Annotated in this window: 13 protein-coding genes; 8 read left to right on the forward strand and 5 right to left on the reverse strand. The window is 51.8% G+C overall.

Annotated elements, in window-relative coordinates; translation table 11 throughout:
• Positions 1-17 precede the first annotated feature (17 nt).
• Positions 18-1,604, forward strand: coding sequence for an STY4199 family HEPN domain-containing protein (locus ACOT0L_RS18080; protein WP_063138091.1), 1,587 nt, complete (start codon positions 18-20; stop codon positions 1,602-1,604).
• Between the two features lie 39 nt (positions 1,605-1,643).
• Here ACOT0L_RS18080 and ACOT0L_RS18085 read toward each other — a convergent pair whose 3' ends face one another.
• From ACOT0L_RS18085 to ACOT0L_RS18095, 3 genes are all read right to left on the reverse strand, one after another.
• Positions 1,644-3,293, reverse strand: a complete 1,650-nt coding sequence (locus ACOT0L_RS18085) for an alpha,alpha-trehalase (protein ID WP_022649711.1) — start codon at positions 3,291-3,293, stop codon at positions 1,644-1,646.
• Positions 3,294-3,475: 182 nt separating this feature from the next.
• Positions 3,476-4,828, reverse strand: a complete 1,353-nt coding sequence (gorA, locus tag ACOT0L_RS18090; protein WP_126504351.1) for a glutathione-disulfide reductase — start codon at positions 4,826-4,828, stop codon at positions 3,476-3,478.
• A gap of 71 nt (positions 4,829-4,899) precedes the next feature.
• Positions 4,900-5,742, reverse strand: a complete 843-nt coding sequence (locus tag ACOT0L_RS18095) for a 23S rRNA (adenine(2030)-N(6))-methyltransferase RlmJ (protein ID WP_045622206.1) — start codon at positions 5,740-5,742, stop codon at positions 4,900-4,902.
• 208 nt (positions 5,743-5,950) lie between these two features.
• Here ACOT0L_RS18095 and prlC point away from each other — a divergent pair, with 208 nt between their 5' ends.
• A complete protein-coding gene (gene prlC, locus ACOT0L_RS18100) occupies positions 5,951-7,993 on the forward strand; it encodes an oligopeptidase A (RefSeq protein WP_126504349.1) in 2,043 nt (680 codons plus the stop codon).
• Between the two features lie 7 nt (positions 7,994-8,000).
• Entirely contained in the window at positions 8,001-8,753 is a 753-nt protein-coding gene (rsmJ, locus tag ACOT0L_RS18105; protein ID WP_185817727.1) for a 16S rRNA (guanine(1516)-N(2))-methyltransferase RsmJ, read from the forward strand.
• Positions 8,754-8,846: 93 nt separating this feature from the next.
• Here rsmJ and uspA read toward each other — a convergent pair whose 3' ends face one another.
• Positions 8,847-9,284 (reverse strand): universal stress protein UspA, encoded by a 438-nt coding sequence (gene uspA / locus ACOT0L_RS18110; protein WP_003861223.1) that lies wholly within the window; start codon positions 9,282-9,284, stop codon positions 8,847-8,849.
• 283 nt (positions 9,285-9,567) lie between these two features.
• Between uspA and uspB the strand changes: the two genes are divergently transcribed.
• The gene (gene uspB / locus ACOT0L_RS18115) at positions 9,568-9,903 is read left to right on the forward strand and encodes a universal stress protein UspB (protein ID WP_003861224.1); all 336 of its coding nucleotides are present in this window, start codon (positions 9,568-9,570) and stop codon (positions 9,901-9,903) included.
• Between the two features lie 54 nt (positions 9,904-9,957).
• Here the strand turns inward: uspB and pitA are convergent, their stop codons facing one another.
• The gene (pitA, locus tag ACOT0L_RS18120; protein ID WP_022649706.1) at positions 9,958-11,457 is read right to left on the reverse strand and encodes an inorganic phosphate transporter PitA; all 1,500 of its coding nucleotides are present in this window, start codon (positions 11,455-11,457) and stop codon (positions 9,958-9,960) included.
• A 228-nt stretch (positions 11,458-11,685) separates the two neighbouring features.
• Here pitA and ACOT0L_RS18125 point away from each other — a divergent pair, with 228 nt between their 5' ends.
• The 4 genes from ACOT0L_RS18125 (at position 11,686) to ACOT0L_RS18140 (ending at position 17,431) form a co-directional block, all read left to right on the forward strand.
• Entirely contained in the window at positions 11,686-12,888 is a 1,203-nt protein-coding gene (locus ACOT0L_RS18125) for an NAD(P)/FAD-dependent oxidoreductase (protein WP_150312897.1), read from the forward strand.
• Between the two features lie 142 nt (positions 12,889-13,030).
• The gene (locus ACOT0L_RS18130) at positions 13,031-13,873 is read left to right on the forward strand and encodes a TnsA endonuclease N-terminal domain-containing protein (protein WP_020833813.1); all 843 of its coding nucleotides are present in this window, start codon (positions 13,031-13,033) and stop codon (positions 13,871-13,873) included.
• A complete protein-coding gene (locus ACOT0L_RS18135) occupies positions 13,860-15,983 on the forward strand; it encodes a transposase (protein WP_000351431.1) in 2,124 nt (707 codons plus the stop codon). Before ACOT0L_RS18130 ends, ACOT0L_RS18135 begins: the two co-directional genes overlap by 14 nt.
• Positions 15,983-17,431, forward strand: coding sequence for an ATP-binding protein (locus tag ACOT0L_RS18140; protein WP_001049182.1), 1,449 nt, complete (start codon positions 15,983-15,985; stop codon positions 17,429-17,431). Before ACOT0L_RS18135 ends, ACOT0L_RS18140 begins: the two co-directional genes overlap by 1 nt.
• Positions 17,432-17,471 lie beyond the last annotated feature (40 nt).

The following is a 17,471-nucleotide window of genomic DNA, read 5'->3' on the forward strand; positions in this document are numbered from 1 at the left end:
GTCTCTCAAGGAAAACAATGATGATTAGCTCATCGCATCATACCCGCGAACAGTTTGAACACTGTCTGGCGGCGATCCGCCAGGCGTCTGTTGAAATCTTACTTCTGTTGAATGTACATGTTTCTGAAGGAAAAGATCCACGCTGGTTTCTGGAACAACTGGATAGCGCCCGCCTGGGGCTGGGCGGGTGGGGTGCCGTAGCCAGAAAGCTGAACCTGAATGATGCGGAAATGACGGCCTTTACGCTGCAATTACGCTTGCTTCAGCAGCGCGTTCCCCAGTATGAAAGCGGGCAGGATGTCAGCGAAAACCAGCTGATTGCGGCGATGCGCTTCGTCACATCCCTTGAATATCTGCGTCTGCAACAGCCCCTTCTGACCTACGATACCGGGAGGGTGCCAGACAAGGCGAGCCAGCTCCAGGCGCAGAAACAGGTGCGTGCCATTGAGCTGATGATAAAAGGATTGATACAGCAGGCATGGCCCGATCCGGTGCGGCTGAATAATCATCTTAAGACCTTGTTTAATGCTGAACGTGTGCGTCGCTGGCTGAAAAACGGTGAAATTAATGATGTTCTGAGCGGCATGTTATTTAGTGAGCTGGCCCAGCTGCTGGTGGATAAGAAAGAATTTAGCCGCTACTACGCGTCGCTGTTTAACGCCCCGGACATGCTGACGCTGCTGGTAGAACCCCGCAAAACCCTGCAAACCTTCCTCGAAGATATCCGTCAAATCCGCAACAGCATCACCGTGCAGCAGCCGTTGAGCGGGGCGCAAATCCAGCTGCTCGACAGCTATTACACGCAGATCACCCGCTCCGTTCAGCGCGCGTTTGAGGAAGGGCGGACACGCGTTAACCCGGCGGCGCTGATGGCGGTGGATGAAAGCGAGCTGCATGCATTCTGGGAAAAGGCGCAAAAAATAGACCGCACAACAGGCGGCGATCTGTTTGAAGTGCGTGACAGTATAGAGAAACCGACTCAGCGCGCCGCGCGTACGCCAGAGCAGCGCGAACAGCTGATTTCCGGCGTGCTGTGGGGAGCGGTTGGCGTGATGGTTATCGCGATTGTCGTGGGGGGATTCTGGCTGGTGACCAGCAGTAAACCGCAGCCGGCTGTGGCCAGTACGGCATCTCCCGCACCGGTGCAGGAGATGCGCGAAACGCCTTCCTCGCGAGAAACGCTGACGCGGATGGGTGTCACCTGGGATGAAAACAACTTCCGTTCAGCGATTAGCCGCAACGATACCCGGGTGGCGCTCCTGTTTTTGCAGGGCGGGATGGACTGGAAAATGTCATGGACGGAGGAGGCGTTGTCGGCAGGCTACGACGATGTGCTGGAAGTAATGTTGCGCTACCGCCTGCAAATGACAGAGCAAAAGCCCTGCCGACGCTTTATTAATACGCTTAGCCATGCGATGGCGAACGGCGAATCGCTGACGTCTATGCGTAAGCAGTACCTGAAAGCATTCTGTACCGTCCCCGCGGTAGTGAAACGTCAGCAGCACGACGCCGATATGGCAACGCGCCGCGCGAAGACGCAGCCCGATGCCAGTACAAAAAAATGGCAGTCCATCCAGACTGCCATTTATGAGGTGATTCGTTAACTTTTCCCTCTCCCCTCAGGGGAGAGGGTTAGGGCAACGTCAAGGTTCACCATATAACCCAATCAACCGCCGCACCACCCCATTCGTCCAGCCGAAGCCATCCTGCAACGGATACTCACCCCCGCCACCTTCGCGTGGCGTGCTGCTGGCGATGTGGTACTTCTCAATCAGCTTATGATGGGTTTTGTAGTAATGGTTTACCGTGTGCAGCCAGCTCCAGGCGATCTCATCCCCCAGCGAATCGTTGCCGTACTGCTTGAACCCCTGGATCGCCATCCATTGTAGCGGTGCCCAGCCGTTCGGCTTATCCCACTGCTCACCTGTTTCATATTCGGTGGCGAGAATACCGCCCGGCGTGAGCAGACGGGCTTTAACGGCATCGGACAGCCGTTCAGCCTGCTCATGGGTCGCCATGCCCACATACAGCGGCACAATGCTGGCCGCAGAGAACAGCGCCAGGGCTTCACGGCGCCAGTCGTAATCACGATAACAGCCGTTCTCTTCGTCCCACAGATAGCGGTTCACCGCCGCGCGCCGGTCGCTGGCTTTCTGGCGGAATAGTTCAGCCGTCTCTTTATCCCCTTTCGATGCTGAGATATTGGCGATAGCGCTCTCCAGTTTGAACAGGAATGCGTTCAAATCGATGGGGATAAATTGCGTCGTACGGATGCTGGCCAGCCGCGCAGGATCGCGCAGCCAGCGGGACGAGTAATCCCATCCTGAGGCTGCCCCGGCGCGCAGGTCGCGATACACCTCGTTCGGCGGACGACCGGAATGACGGGCGGTTTCAACGTCCTCAATCCAGGATTCATCCCGTGGCGTATCACGATCGTCCCAGTAGCGGTTGAGCAATGAGCCATCCGGCATGCGCACCGCACTGCGATAGGCCTGGTTGAGCAGCAGCGATTCCGCCCCGTCCATCCAGAAGGCGTACTCCATCTTGAGATGCTCAAGATAGCGCTTCGCCCCGCGCACGCCGTCCTCTTCAAACAGCTCCACCATCAGGGCAAAAACCGGCGGCTGGGAGCGGCTGAGGTAGTAGGTGCGGTTGCCGTTCGGGATATGTCCGTAGCGCTCAATCAGCCAGGCGAAGTTATCGGCCATGCATTTCAGCAGATCGTTACGACCGCTTTCTGCCAGCCCCAGCATGGAGAAATAAGAATCCCAGTAGTAGGTCTCGCTGAATCGCCCGCCGGGCACAATATAGGCCTGCGGCAGCGCCAGCAGCGACGACCACGGGATATGATCCTGCGGCTCGCGCGTCAGCACCGGCCACAGGTTATCAATGTGTTCTTTCAGGGAGAAGCCGGGATCAGAGACATACTCTTTACTGTAGTCCTCCGGCAGCCAGAAGTGATTCTCCACAAAGCGCGCCAGGTCAAAATCCCGATGACGACGCACTTTACGGTAGCGGATCAGGATATCCAGCGGGTCCATTTTCGGCGCGCAGTCTGGGAAAGTTTTGCTGTCCGCAAACAGCCGTGTCGACTGCACATGTTCGAACAGTTCAAGATAACGATCGGCAGGCGTCAGGGCATCGGAGGCAGGTAGCCCCTCGATCATTTCGGGTTCCGGCTCCGCCTCAATCATTTCATCCAGTTTCAACTCGCAGGGATCGGTCTCGTAGCGCAGCTCTTCTGCAATCTCGAACTCGATGTTCTCGGTAGCCTGTAGTTTCTGGTTGAACATGGTGATAAGGACCTCCGGTTGTGTGTTCTAAAAGACAGGTTTTTCCGGGCGTCTTATAAGCGTAGACATTCGCTTCGGTGGATGTGGAGGGATATGTGCGGTAGATCACGATTTTCGGAGCATTCGTTTTGCAACGATTTATGAATGTTAAAAAAATGCCCCTTTGAAGAGGGGCATCAATATCAACGCATTGTTACAAACTCTTCTGCCGCAGTGGGGTGGATCGCCACGGTGTTATCGAAGTCTTTTTTCGTTGCGCCCATCTTCAGCGCCACTGCGAAGCCCTGCAGGATCTCGTCCATGCCAAAGCCTATGCCGTGGATGCCAACGATCTTCTCGTCCGGGCCCACACAGACCAGCTTCATGCGGCACGGCTGACGGTGCGAGGTGACCGCGGTATACATCGCGGTAAACGCCGATTTATACACTTTCACCTGATCGTCGCCGTACTGCTCGCGCGCCTGCGGCTCGGTTAAGCCGACGGTGCCGATTGGCGGGTGGCTGAAGACCACGGTCGGGATGTTGCTGTAATCCAGATGTTCGTCCGGCTTGTTGTTAAACAGACGCTCGGAAAGACGACGCCCCGCGGCCACGGCAACCGGCGTCAGTTCTACGGCACCTGTGTTATCACCAACGGCATAAATGCCCGGTACACTGGTGTTCTGGAACTTATCAACGACGATGTAGCCTTTTTCATTGGTTTTCACCCCGGTTGCGGCCAGGTTGAAGTTGTCGGTGGCCGGTTCACGACCAATCGCCCAGATCAGGCAATCAACGGTCTGGCTGCGGCCACCTTCCAGCTCCAGGGTCAGGCTACCGTCCGCATTTTTAACCACCGCTTTTGGCACGGCGTTGGTGTGCAGGGTTGGGCCTTCGGCGTTCATCACCTCGACCAGCGTGTCGACGATTAGCGGATCAAAGCTACGCAGCGGCGCGTGTTTACGCACAAACAGGTGCGCTTCCGCCCCAAGGCCGTTAATCACGCCAGCAAGCTCAACCGCGATGTAACCCGCGCCTACAATGGCAACGCGCTCTGGCAGAGCAGGCAGCTCGAAGAACCCGTCGGAGTCGATGCCGTATTCCGCGCCCGGAATGTTCGGATGGCTCGGACGGCCACCGGTGGCGATCAGGATGTGATCGGCGGTGATCGTCTCGCCGTTCACTTCGATCGTCTTCGCATCCACGAAACGGGCGAAGCCGCGGATCACGTCGACGTTATTCTTGCCCAGCACGTTATCGTACGAGGTGTGAATACGGTCGATATAGGCGGTACGGCTGGCGATCAGCTTATCCCAGTCGAAGTGGTTGATGGTGGTGTCAAAGCCGTAGTCCGGGCCATACATATGGATAGCTTCACGGATTTGCGCGGCATGCCACATCACTTTCTTCGGTACACAACCCACGTTTACGCAGGTGCCGCCGAGTTCTTTGGCTTCAATCAGCGCACACTTCTGGCCGTACATGGCCGCACGGTTGATGGAGGCGATGCCGCCGCTGCCGCCGCCGATTGCGATGTAGTCATAATGCTTAGTCATAGCTTTTGTCCTTAATCGTGAATTGCCGCGATTGTATACCTGAAATCAATAGGTTCCACCGATGGCTGCGATTACTCCGGCACGATCCAGCTTACGGTGGCGTGGCCCGTACCGGCTGGCACCAGCGTTTTGTGCAGCCACGGCAGCACGTTGTTCATCTGCGCTTCGAGCTTCCACGGCGGGTTAATCACAATCATGCCGGACGCGGTCATGCCGCGCTGGTCGCTGTCGGGCCGCACCGCCAGCTCAATCTGCAGGATTTTGCGGATGCCGGTCGCCTCCAGATCCTTGATCATGCGCTTAATTTGCGCGCGTAGCACTACCGGATACCACAGGGCATAGGTTCCGGTCGCAAAGCGTTTGTAACCTTCGTTGATACCGGTCACCACCGCCTGATAGTCGGTTTTGATTTCGTACGGCGGGTCGATCAGCACCAGGCCGCGACGCGAAACCGGCGGTAGTTTGGCTTTTAGCTGCTGGTAGCCATCGGCTTTGTCCACGCGGGCGCGGTTATCTTTCTGAAACTCAGCGCGCAGCAGCGGGAAGTCGCTTGGGTGCAGCTCGGTCAACTGGAGGCTGTCCTGCTCGCGCAGCAGCTGGCGGGCAATCAGCGGAGAGCCAGGGTAATAGCGCAGCTGGCCGTTGCGGTTGAAATGATTCACCACGCCGATGTACGGCTCCAGTTCGGCAGGCAGATCGTCCTGCTGCCAGATACGGGCGATGCCTTCCAGATATTCACCGGTACGCTCGGCATGTTCGCCGCTCAGCTGATAACGGCCCGCCCCCGCGTGGGTGTCCAGGTAGAGAAACGGCTTGTCTTTCTCTTTAAGCGCTTCAATGATCAGGCTCTGAACGGTGTGTTTAAGGACGTCGGCGTGGTTGCCAGCGTGGAAGCTGTGGCGATAACTGAGCATGGGTAATGATTTTCCGCTGAATTGACGATTTGCCACAGTTTACAGCAGAACGGCACAGATTACCCGTAGGCCCGGTAAGCGCAGCGCCACAGGGCGTTTTTCGACAACCTCCGGCATTGAAATCCTCTACACTTAACCCCATTACAGAAAACAATATGCACAGCGCCGGATGCGCGCTTCATTCATCTATTTCAACAGGACAGCGTTTATGACCAATCCATTACTGACGCCTTTTTCGTTGCCACCGTTTTCTAAAATCCTCCCTGAGCATGTGGTTCCAGCCGTTACCCAGTCGCTGGAAAACTGCCGCGCGGCGGTAGAAAGCGTGGTCGCGCAGGGCGGGCCGTACACCTGGGAAAATCTGTGTCAGCCGCTGGCCGAAGTGGACGACGTGCTGGGGCGCATCTTCTCCCCGGTGAGCCACCTGAACTCGGTAAAAAACAGCCCGGAGCTGCGCGAAGCCTACGAGCAAACCCTGCCGCTGCTCTCTGAGTACAGCACCTGGGTCGGCCAGCACGAAGGGCTTTACAAAGCCTACCGCGACCTGCGCGACGGCGATCACTACGCCGAGCTGAATACCGCCCAGAAAAAATCGGTCGATAACGCCCTGCGTGATTTTGAGCTGTCCGGGATTGGCCTGCCAAAAGAGAAGCAGACCCGCTACGGTGAAATCGCCGCGCGCCTGTCCGAGCTGGGCAACCAGTACAGCAACAACGTCCTCGACGCCACCATGGGCTGGACGAAGCTGATTACCGATGAATCCGAACTGGCCGGTATGCCGGAAAGTGCGCTGGCGGCGGCAAAAGCCCAGGCCGAAGCGAAAGAGCAGGAAGGCTTCCTGTTAACGCTGGATATCCCAAGCTATCTGCCAGTGATGACCTACTGCGACAACCAGGCCCTGCGCGAAGAGATGTATCGGGCCTACAGCACCCGCGCCTCCGATCAGGGACCGAATGCCGGTAAGTGGGATAACAGCCCGGTGATGGCGGAGATCCTCGCCCTGCGCCACGAGCTGGCACAGCTGCTGGGCTTCGACAGCTACGCGGATAAATCCCTCGCCACCAAAATGGCCGAGAACCCACAGCAGGTACTCGACTTCCTGACCGATCTGGCGAAACGCGCCCGTCCTCAGGGTGAAAAAGAGTTAGCTCAGCTGCGCGCCTTTGCGAAAGCGGAGTTCGGCGTGGACGAGCTTCAGCCGTGGGATATCGCATACTACAGCGAAAAACAGAAACAGCACCTCTACAGCATCAGCGACGAACAACTGCGTCCGTACTTCCCGGAAAACAAAGCCGTCAACGGTCTGTTCGAGGTAGTGAAGCGCATCTACGGCATTACCGCGAAAGAGCGTACCGACATCGAGGTCTGGCATCCGGACGTGCGCTTCTTCGAGCTGTATGACGAGAACAACGAGCTGCGCGGCAGCTTCTATCTCGATCTCTACGCGCGTGAGAACAAGCGCGGCGGGGCGTGGATGGACGACTGCGTGGGCCAGATGCGTAAAGCGGATGGTACCCTGCAAAAACCTGTCGCCTACCTGACCTGTAACTTCAACCGTCCGGTGAGCGGCAAACCTGCGCTGTTTACCCACGATGAAGTGATCACCCTGTTCCACGAGTTCGGTCACGGCCTGCACCATATGCTGACCCGCATCGAAACCGCTGGTGTCGCCGGTATTAGCGGTGTGCCATGGGATGCGGTCGAGCTGCCAAGCCAGTTTATGGAGAACTGGTGCTGGGAGCCGGACGCGCTGGCGTTTATCTCTGGTCATTACGAAACGGGCGAACCGCTGCCGAAAGAACTGCTGGATAAAATGCTGGCGGCGAAAAACTACCAGGCGGCGATGTTTATCCTGCGTCAGCTGGAGTTCGGCCTGTTCGACTTCCGCCTGCACGCCGAGTTCAGCCCGGAGCAGGGGGCGAAAATCCTCGAAACCCTGGCTGAGATTAAAAAGCAGGTTGCCGTCATTCCAGGCCCGACCTGGGGACGCTTCCCGCACGCGTTCAGCCATATCTTCGCAGGCGGGTACGCCGCAGGCTACTACAGCTACCTGTGGGCCGACGTGCTGGCGGCGGATGCCTTCTCGCGCTTCGAAGAAGAGGGGATTTTCAACCGCGAAACCGGTCAGTCGTTCCTCGACAACATCCTGACCCGCGGCGGTTCAGAAGAGCCTATGGAGCTGTTCAAACGCTTTCGTGGCCGTGAGCCGCAGCTGGATGCGATGCTGGAGCATTACGGAATCAAAGGCTGATTGCTACGTGAAGATCTGCTTAGTAGATGAAACAGGCGCCGGTGACGGCGCCTTATCTGTTCTGGCGGCCCGCTGGGAGCTGGAACATGATGAAGAGAACCTGATGGCGCTGGTGATGACGCCGGAACATCTGGAGCTGCGCAAGCGCGATGAGCCAAAGCTTGGCGGGATTTTTGTCGATTTTGTCGGCGGCGCGATGGCGCACCGGCGTAAGTTCGGCGGCGGTCGCGGCGAAGCGGTGGCCAAGGCGGTTGGCATTAAAGGGAGCTATCTTCCGGACGTGGTGGACGCCACGGCGGGGCTGGGGCGCGATGCGTTTGTGCTGGCCTCGGTGGGCTGCCGTGTGCGGATGCTGGAGCGTAATCCGGTTGTCGCCGCGCTGCTCGACGACGGGCTGACGCGAGGCTATGCGGACCTGGAAATCGGCTCGTGGTTACAGGAACGTTTGCAACTTATTCATGCCTCCAGCCTGACAGCGCTGACCGATATCACCCCGCGCCCGCAGGTGGTCTATCTCGACCCCATGTTCCCGCATAAGCAGAAAAGCGCGCTGGTGAAGAAAGAGATGCGGGTGTTTCAGTCGCTGGTGGGGCCAGATTTAGATGCCGATGGCCTGCTGGGGCCGGCTCGTCAACTGGCGACGAAGCGGGTGGTGGTGAAACGTCCTGACTATGCGCCGCCGCTGGCGGACGTTGCGACCACTAACGCGGTGACCACCAAAGGGCATCGCTTTGATATCTATTCAGGTACGCCGGAATAAAAAAAAGCCGGGTGGCGGCTTCGCCTTACCCGGCCTACATTCAGTGCCGCTTGTAGGCCCGGTATGCGTTAGCGCCGCCGGGCTTTTTTGCACTTACTCGTCTTCTTCGTCACGCAGTGGAACAATCAGCATATCCACGTGTACGGTGTTAATCAGCTGACGTGCGGAAGACATCAGTTTGCTCCAGAAGTCCTGATGGTGACCGCATACCACCAGGTCCATATCGTATTTCTTAATCGCATCAACCAGCACCTGGCCCAGATCGCCGCTACCGCTTAAGGTTTCAGTGATTGGATAGCCCGCGTTGGTAGAAAGCTCGCTCAGCGCGTGGTGAGTCTCTTCGGAGATGCGTTTCTGCATATCGCCGAGATTCACGTCGATCAGACCGGTGTAGAGGTCGGAGTAATTCACATCAACATGAATCAGCGAAACTTTCGCGTTGTAGGGACGTGCCATGGATACTGCTTTATCAACCAGCACTTTACTCTCCGGGGAGAGGTCTACCGCGATAAGAATGTGTTTGTAAGCCATAGTGTTACTCCTTCCTTAAGTTATCGATGACTAAATGGGAAAGCCGTCGTCTGATGCTTTCATTACGGCCCAGTTAAACATATTTTTCAAGCTTTGGTGTTGATAACGATTAACCTTGTGGCAAAAAAATTAACGGATCTCCTACACTATTTAATGAGCCGTTCGGATATTAAAACGCGAACCGGATCGACTTTTAGTCATTCTTTCACTGAACTGTCTGTCAGGGCATTGGGGTGCGGTAGCTCAGGAGCCTTGCTTCGTGGGTGGACGCCGGGGAGGATGTATGATTAGCACCGTCGCATTGTTTTGGGCGTTATGCGTGGTTTGCATAGTGAATATGGCGCGCTACTTCTCATCGTTACGTGCGCTGTTAGTGGTACTTCGTGGTTGCGATCCGTTGCTTTATCAATATGTGGACGGTGGAGGGTTCTTCACCTCGCACGGACAGCCCAGCAAGCAGATGCGTCTGGTGGGGTATATCTACTACCAGCGCTACCGCGATCACCACGATGAAGAGTTTATCCGTCGCTGCGAGCGCCTGCGTCGTCAGTTCATTTTGACCAGCGCCCTGTGTGGTCTGGTTGTGGTGAGTATGATTGCGCTGATGATATGGCACTGAGCATAAAAAAAGCGGGCCAGTTTCCTGACCCGCTTTTTTGCCGCCTTCAGCCGATTAAATTAGCTTCAGCGAAATCCAGTACAGACCGCCAGACAGCAGGATGGACGCCGGGAGGGTGAACACCCAGGCCATCAGAATGTTGGTCACGGTTTTACGCTGCAAACCGCCGCCGTCAACAATCATGGTACCTGCCACGGACGAAGAGAGTACGTGGGTGGTGGAGACTGGCATACCGGTGTAGCTCGCCAGACCGATAGACACTGCCGCCGTCATCTGCGCGGACATGCCCTGAGCATAGGTCATGCCTTTCTTACCGATCTTCTCACCGATGGTGGTCGCCACACGACGCCAGCCAATCATCGTACCGATACCCAGCGCCAACGCGACCGCCATGATGATCCAGATTGGCGCGTACTCAATGGTGTTGAGCATATCGCCTTTCAGTTTCTTCAGCAGACGCTTATCGTCAGCATTGACCTCTGGCAGCTTCGCGACTTTATCGGTCACGTCGGAGATACAGAGCATGATACGACGCAGCTGACCACGCTGTTCTACAGCCAGTTTGTCGTAGCTTTCGATATCGGCCAGCATGCCTTTCGCACGTTCCAGCGCGTTAATCGCGTTTGCCGGGTGGCAATGGAACTCGCCCGGTGCAGTCAGTGCGCCAGAGTCAGGAGAAGGGATCAACTGGTCTACGCCGGTCGCTTTCTTCAGCAAATCAGGATGCTGCTGGAAGTAAGTCTCAACGTTGTTTACCGCATCACGGGTACGGGTGATCTCATAGCCAGAGGCGTTCATGTTAACCACGAAGCCTGCCGGTGCGACGCCAATCAGAACCAGCATCACCAGACCGATACCTTTCTGACCATCGTTCGCGCCATGAGAGAAGGCGACACCGATAGCGGAAATGATCAGCGCGATACGCGTCCAGAACGGTGGCTTTTTCTTGCCGTCTTTCTTCTCACGCTCTGCTGGCGTCAGGTGGATACGTGCACGTTTCTTCGTGTTGCTCCAGTAGCGACGCAGGATGAAAATCAATCCACCTGCTACCACCAGACCGACGATAGGGGAGATGATCAGAGAGCCGAAAATACCCAGTACTTTAGGAAGGTTCAGCGCATCAACAACCGATGTACCGGTCATCAGGGCGTTAGTTAAACCGATACCGATAATCGCGCCGATAAGGGTGTGAGAGCTGGATGCCGGCAGGCCGAAATACCAGGTACCGAGGTTCCAGATAATCGCAGCAAGCAGCATTGAGAACACCATGGCCAGGCCATGACCGGAACTCACGTTAAGCAGCAGATCCGTTGGCAGCATATGCACAATGGCATAGGCAACGCTCAGTCCGCCCAGGAGGACACCAAAAAAGTTAAATACCGCCGCCATAACGACCGCAAGCTGCGATCGCATTGCGCGAGTGTAGATAACCGTTGCAACTGCGTTTGCAGTGTCGTGGAAGCCATTGATCGCTTCGTAAAACAGCACAAAAACCAGAGCAAGCAATAATAAAAGCCCGGTATGTAAATCCAGGCCGGCAAACAAATGTAGCATAGGACGTTACGCCATTTTGAGGACATGAACGCGGCGCATTATCCAGGACAAATGCGCAACGGGCAAAGTGAAATATAGACTTTTTTTGACATACCACCTGATTTGAGAAATGTGCCTGAATAGATAATCTTTAAATATCAATGAAATGGCTTTGTAATATCTTTTTACGCTGGTGCGACCACTGAGGAAACTTTACAATCCGCGGCAGTTAACGAAGAGGATTTTGACGTGGAAAGGTTTGATGCCGTAGTAATTGGCGCCGGTGCGGCGGGTATGTTTTGTGCGGCAATGGCCGGACAAGCGGGTCGTCGTGTGCTGCTGCTGGATAACGGAAAAAAGCCTGGCCGCAAGATCCTGATGTCCGGTGGCGGGCGCTGCAATTTCACTAATCTTTATGTCGAGCCTGCGGCCTATTTGAGCCAGAACCGTCATTTTTGTAAATCTGCGCTGGCGCGCTACACGCAGTGGGATTTCATCGAACTGGTGGGTAAACACGGTATCGCGTGGCATGAGAAGACGCTGGGACAGCTGTTCTGCGACGACTCCGCCCAGCAAATCGTGGATATGCTGGTGGCCGAGTGCGAGAAAGGCGGCGTAGTCATGCGCCTGCGCACTGAAGTGCTGGACGTCGCCCGTAACGAGCAAGGGTACACGCTGCAACTCAACGGCGAAACCGTCAGCGCCGATAACCTGGTGATCGCCAGCGGCGGCCTCTCGATGCCGGGGCTGGGTGCCTCACCGTTCGGCTACAAAATCGCCGAGCAGTTTGGCCTGAAAGTATTACCCACGCGCGCCGGGCTGGTGCCGTTCACGCTGCATAAGCCGCTGCTGGAACAGCTTCAGACGCTCTCCGGCGTGTCTGTGCCGTCGGTCATTACGGCCGAAGACGGCACGGTGTTCCGCGAAAACCTGCTCTTTACCCATCGCGGTCTCTCGGGGCCAGCGGTATTGCAGATCTCCAGCTACTGGCAGCCGGGGGAGTTTGTCTCCGTAAACCTGGTGCCGGACTGCGATCTGGACGCCTTCCTCAATGAGCAACGCGCCGCGCACCCGAATCAAAGCCTGAAAAATACCCTGGCGATGCAGCTGCCGAAGCGTCTCGTGGAGTGCTTGCAGGTGTTAGGGCAAATTCCGGATGTTGCGCTTAAGCAGCTCAACAGCCGCGAGCAGGACACGCTGGTGGAGACGCTGACGAACTGGCGCGTGCAGCCAAACGGCACCGAAGGCTACCGCACGGCGGAAGTGACGCTGGGCGGCGTGGATACAAACGAACTCTCATCCCGCACGATGGAAGCCCGCAACGTGCCGGGTCTTTATTTCATTGGTGAAGTGATGGACGTGACCGGCTGGCTCGGCGGGTATAACTTCCAGTGGGCGTGGGCCAGTGCCTGGGCATGCGCGCAGGCACTCGCTGATGTCCGAAGACAATAAAGTTGTACACAAAGCACTAAAGTTGTAACCATTCTCAAAAAACGACGCTAATGTTGTATACTTACTGAATGTGTGGTTATAGGGTTGGAGACTATAAAATGCACATATAGGTACGTATCAATGTCGTTTTTTGGGTACGATCATGGGTAGGGGTAGGCGTCTCAAATCCTATTTGGATTATGAAAATGCGCTAGGTGACGGCATAGGAGTGGGCTATGGCCAAAGTTATCAGCCCTGGCTTAGAGCTCAGGACGTTAAATCCCGTGGAAACCGTTCGATAGTCTTTGGCCTTAAGACGTTTCGAAACCATCATCTCCTTTCTTCTGTCGAAAGTAACTTTTTCTATCTGGCTGAGTTTAATGACTCGGTGATTGATATCCGGGAACAATTCCCACTCTTTCCTCTCCGGCTTACCCAACAAATAGCAAATCATCTACATTTTCAACATCCTATGGTGAGGGGAGTAAGAGGAGTACCTGTCGAAGTTCTGAATGTTATGACAACCGATTTTTTACTGACCTTGAGAACTCCTGAAGGCGGACTTCGATACAAAGCTGTAGCAGTAAAACAAAACGAGAGCATACCTGAACGCGAAGCCCAAAAACTTGAAATAGAGAGGATGTTTTGGCAGTTGATTGATGTTGAGTTTCAAATTTATGTTGGCTCGGAACTCAATAACGTCGTCGGTAAAAATATTTGTTGGGTTACTTCTGTATTAAGAGATGGTTCTGTATTTTATGATAAATATCCTCTTGATAAAATCCTATGGAAGCTTAAACCAGATGTTTATCCCATAGTGGGACTACGTGCAATGATTTCATCAATCATTGGGGTAGATGCACAAGAAGCGATGATGTTATTGCAGGCAATGATTGGATTAAAAATGATAAAAATTGATTTATCATATCCAATACTCGAAACCGGTCTGATAAAGATAATATCCAATGGCCACTATATAGGACTGAACGCAAATGGATATTATTAGAAATTCAGTCTGGCTCTCTCAAGGCACTGATTTGCTTGCAGAGGGGCTTTATCGTGTTTTGGATTTTGACAAAAAGGTTGATTTGTTAATTTTGTTTAAAATAAAATCAGAAAGAACGGGTAAGCCAATTCCTTTCTCATTTTCATTGTTTAAATATTATATTGAATCAAATAGCATAACTTGTAAAGATTATATATACCCTTCATATATGTTAGTAGATGAGAAAGAAATAACAGATGAAGACAGGGGAAGGCGAGATGAAAATTACAATATCATTAAAGATCTTGTAGATGACAGAATGTTTCTGTTCGACTATGCATTACATAAAAAGTCTCACCTTTTAATGGACTACTCCAGAAATAAAAAAATATCACAATATACTATCAGAACGCTTCTGGCGTTGTACTGGCGACATGGGCAGGATGTTTATGCATTACTACCCGCATTCTCGAACTGTGGTGCCGCTGGGAAAAGTAGAATCAAACATGAAATTAAACTTGGGAATTCCAAGAAAAACAGAGCATTACCTAATGAACGTTCACGTGTTTTCATTCTTAATGAAAGAGATATAAATAATATTAGAAAATCTCTCATTATGTATCATTATAAAGTTAACGGAGATACGATAAAGAAAACATTAGAGAGACATATTGATTTGTATTTTAGGGATGAAATTAAAACAGCGAACTTAGAAAATAGAGCTCCATATGTTCCTTCTTTAAAACAATTTTCATACTGGAATAAAAAACTCTTCACTAAAGATTTCTCGATAAAGAAGAAGAACACGAAAAAAGAAATAGACCTCAAAATGCGGGCGCTTTTAGGTAGTGCGGCTAATACAACTGTTTTACCGGGTGATGTTTTCGAAATAGACTCAACTGTCGCTGATGTACATCTTATTTCGAGTTTAAACAGACGAAAAGTCATTGGGCGCCCAACTATTTATACAGTGGTGGATCGCGCAACAAGAATGATTGTTGGCCTTCATGTTTCTTTATACCATGCTTCATGGCGAGCTGCCCGACAAGCGTTAGCAAATTGCTTTATGCCAAAAAAAGAATATTGTAGATTATTTGGAATCTCTATTACTAATGATGATTGGCCTTGTTCTCATATTCCATTAACATTGATGTGTGACAACGGGGAGATGATTGGTCTTAAACCTCAGGAAAAGATGACCCCCCTGACAAAACTTGAGTTTGCGCCAGTCGGTAGAGGCGACAGAAAAAGCATTGTTGAACGCTGTTTCGGTATTCTAAATGATGAAGTTATTCATAGGCTTATTGGAACAACACGAAGGGGTAAGATTGTTAAAGGAGAGCCAACACCGCAATCCAGGGCTTGTTTAACGATTCAGGAGGTCACGTCTTTACTGATTCGGGAGATACTTGCACATAATCAGAGAACATATGAAGAACTGGCTTATATCAATCCCTTACTGATTGAAAATGATCTCGTAATATCACCAAAAAATAGTTGGATGATAAGCTTAAAGCACGGGAGATTCAGCGCAAGAGCCGTTGGGGCCGACGAAGTGATCGCACGATTGTTGATCCCTGTGAACGCTAACATTACCGCCGGTGGGATTCAGTACAATAATCTTTTTTATGAATGTGATCCAGACATTGCATCAGGTGCCAGAGTATTTGGAAGAACCACTTGTGAAGCAAGAATAGATGACAATTGCGTAGATTATATATATGTAAGATTTGACAAAAATAGCATTTTCAAAAAGCATTACCTGCTTAAGAAAAGAGATATATTTAAAGGTAAAGCTCATCTTGATACAGATGTAATGGCTGATTGGGTAGATACTCAAAAAGAAATTAATTTATTTACTCTGGATTCACTCAGCAATATCAATAATAAAGATGATTTTAACAAGAAAGGTAACGAAAGATTAAATGAAATATACGAATCTCGACGGGTACATGGTAAAGATATTAAAAAGAACAGGAAAAATGAACTTGATTCATTAGGGCGAACTGATGTTGCTAATGGAAGACCTGAACCCCTACTTCCGTCATCCAGTAAGGTTCTGCTTTTGCCTGGCCGGGAGGAGAAACAAAGATGGTTAAAAGGTAAGAAGAAGACTGAGGACGCAGAATAATGAACCTTATACGGAGCGTTTCAGCGATATATAAAGAACAGGAGTTACCTGAGTATCGTGGCAACCCCTTAATTGAAGCACTTCCTGAAGCGCTTACGGAAGATGAAGTACTTCTGGAAATGAGTTATTTTCCCGAAATTGACGAAAAAATCCGCTGGACTGCCCCGGCGAATGTTAGAGAGCAGTATGTCGAACGTATAAAGAAATTCCGTTGCCCTCAAACCAATCTTATCCAGGCTTATAAAATGATTTTACGGGCACTTAGGGAAAGCTATGCAGCCCGTAATCCTTTAAAAAGCGGAACTATTCAATATCTTCATTACTATGGGACTGAGCGTCCTGATATTGAACCCGAAAGTGGATATTTTAAATCCCAGGCTGAAACCATTACGATAGTTGGAATGAGTGGTTCTGGAAAAACTACCATGATCGAGCAAGTCATGGATCATTTCCCTCAGATTATAGAACACAGCAGCTATAAAGGCGTTTTTCCCGGCTTCAGTAAGCAAATCGTATGGGTAAAGATTAATTGTCCATACAACTCAAGTGTGAGAGACCTTTGTGAAGAGATTTTACAAAAATTAGATGATGCAATTGGTATTGAACGAACTACACCAGAGATTAGAAATGGTGCTCTGGCTCGCCAGATTGCGCAAAGAATAAAATCATCATTTTTAGGTATCCTTGTTATTGATGAAATGCAGAGGCTAAAATTTTCAAGAACTGGAGGTGAGAGTAAGTTGATTGATTTTTTACATGAAATTGTAGATTCGATGGGGGTATCTATGGTTTTTTGTGGAAATCATCCTTTTGACGAGACTCTGACAAAGAAAATGAGAATTGCCAGGCGGGCAGAGTCTGGTGGTTATATGAAAATTTCAAATGTCAGATACGACTCACAAGACTGGCAATCGTTTATTCATTATTTATGGCCATTACAATGGACAAATGTTGAAACACCATTAAATGATGAGTTAAACGAAAAATTATTCATTTTATCTAAAGGCAACATTGGATTGGCTCAGATGATTTATCGGGGGGCACAATTAAAGGTTATCGGTAGCGGTAATGAAATCATAACTGGTGCAGTCTTGTCGGCCTCTGTACCGGTACTCGTAAGCCATACGGAGGAATATAAGGATACTTTACTCCCGGGGGCAGCGACTGAAGACGAGGAAGCCAAATGGCTCTCTGCATCTAATGAAAGTGATGCTTCGGCTAAGTTCATGTCAGAGAAGCCCTTAAAAGCTTTGATCCCTGGAGATATAGACAGGCCACAGCACAAGGAATTCGTAAGAAAAATAGACGAGGTTATGCGCAATTTCGACGAGAAAATACTGTCTCTTGACCATGATCTTGTTATCACCAGAACAGCTGAAAAGAAAAATACCTACGATGCTCTTCAGCGTTGCGGGCTTATAAATACAGATCCACTTAATAAATTGTAATGAGGTCATCAGTTCGTAACGGTCAAAGAGAGGTGGGGTA

This window comes from Enterobacter cloacae complex sp. XAL002 (assembly GCF_049236805.1).
GTDB lineage: Bacteria > Pseudomonadota > Gammaproteobacteria > Enterobacterales > Enterobacteriaceae > Enterobacter > Enterobacter intestinihominis.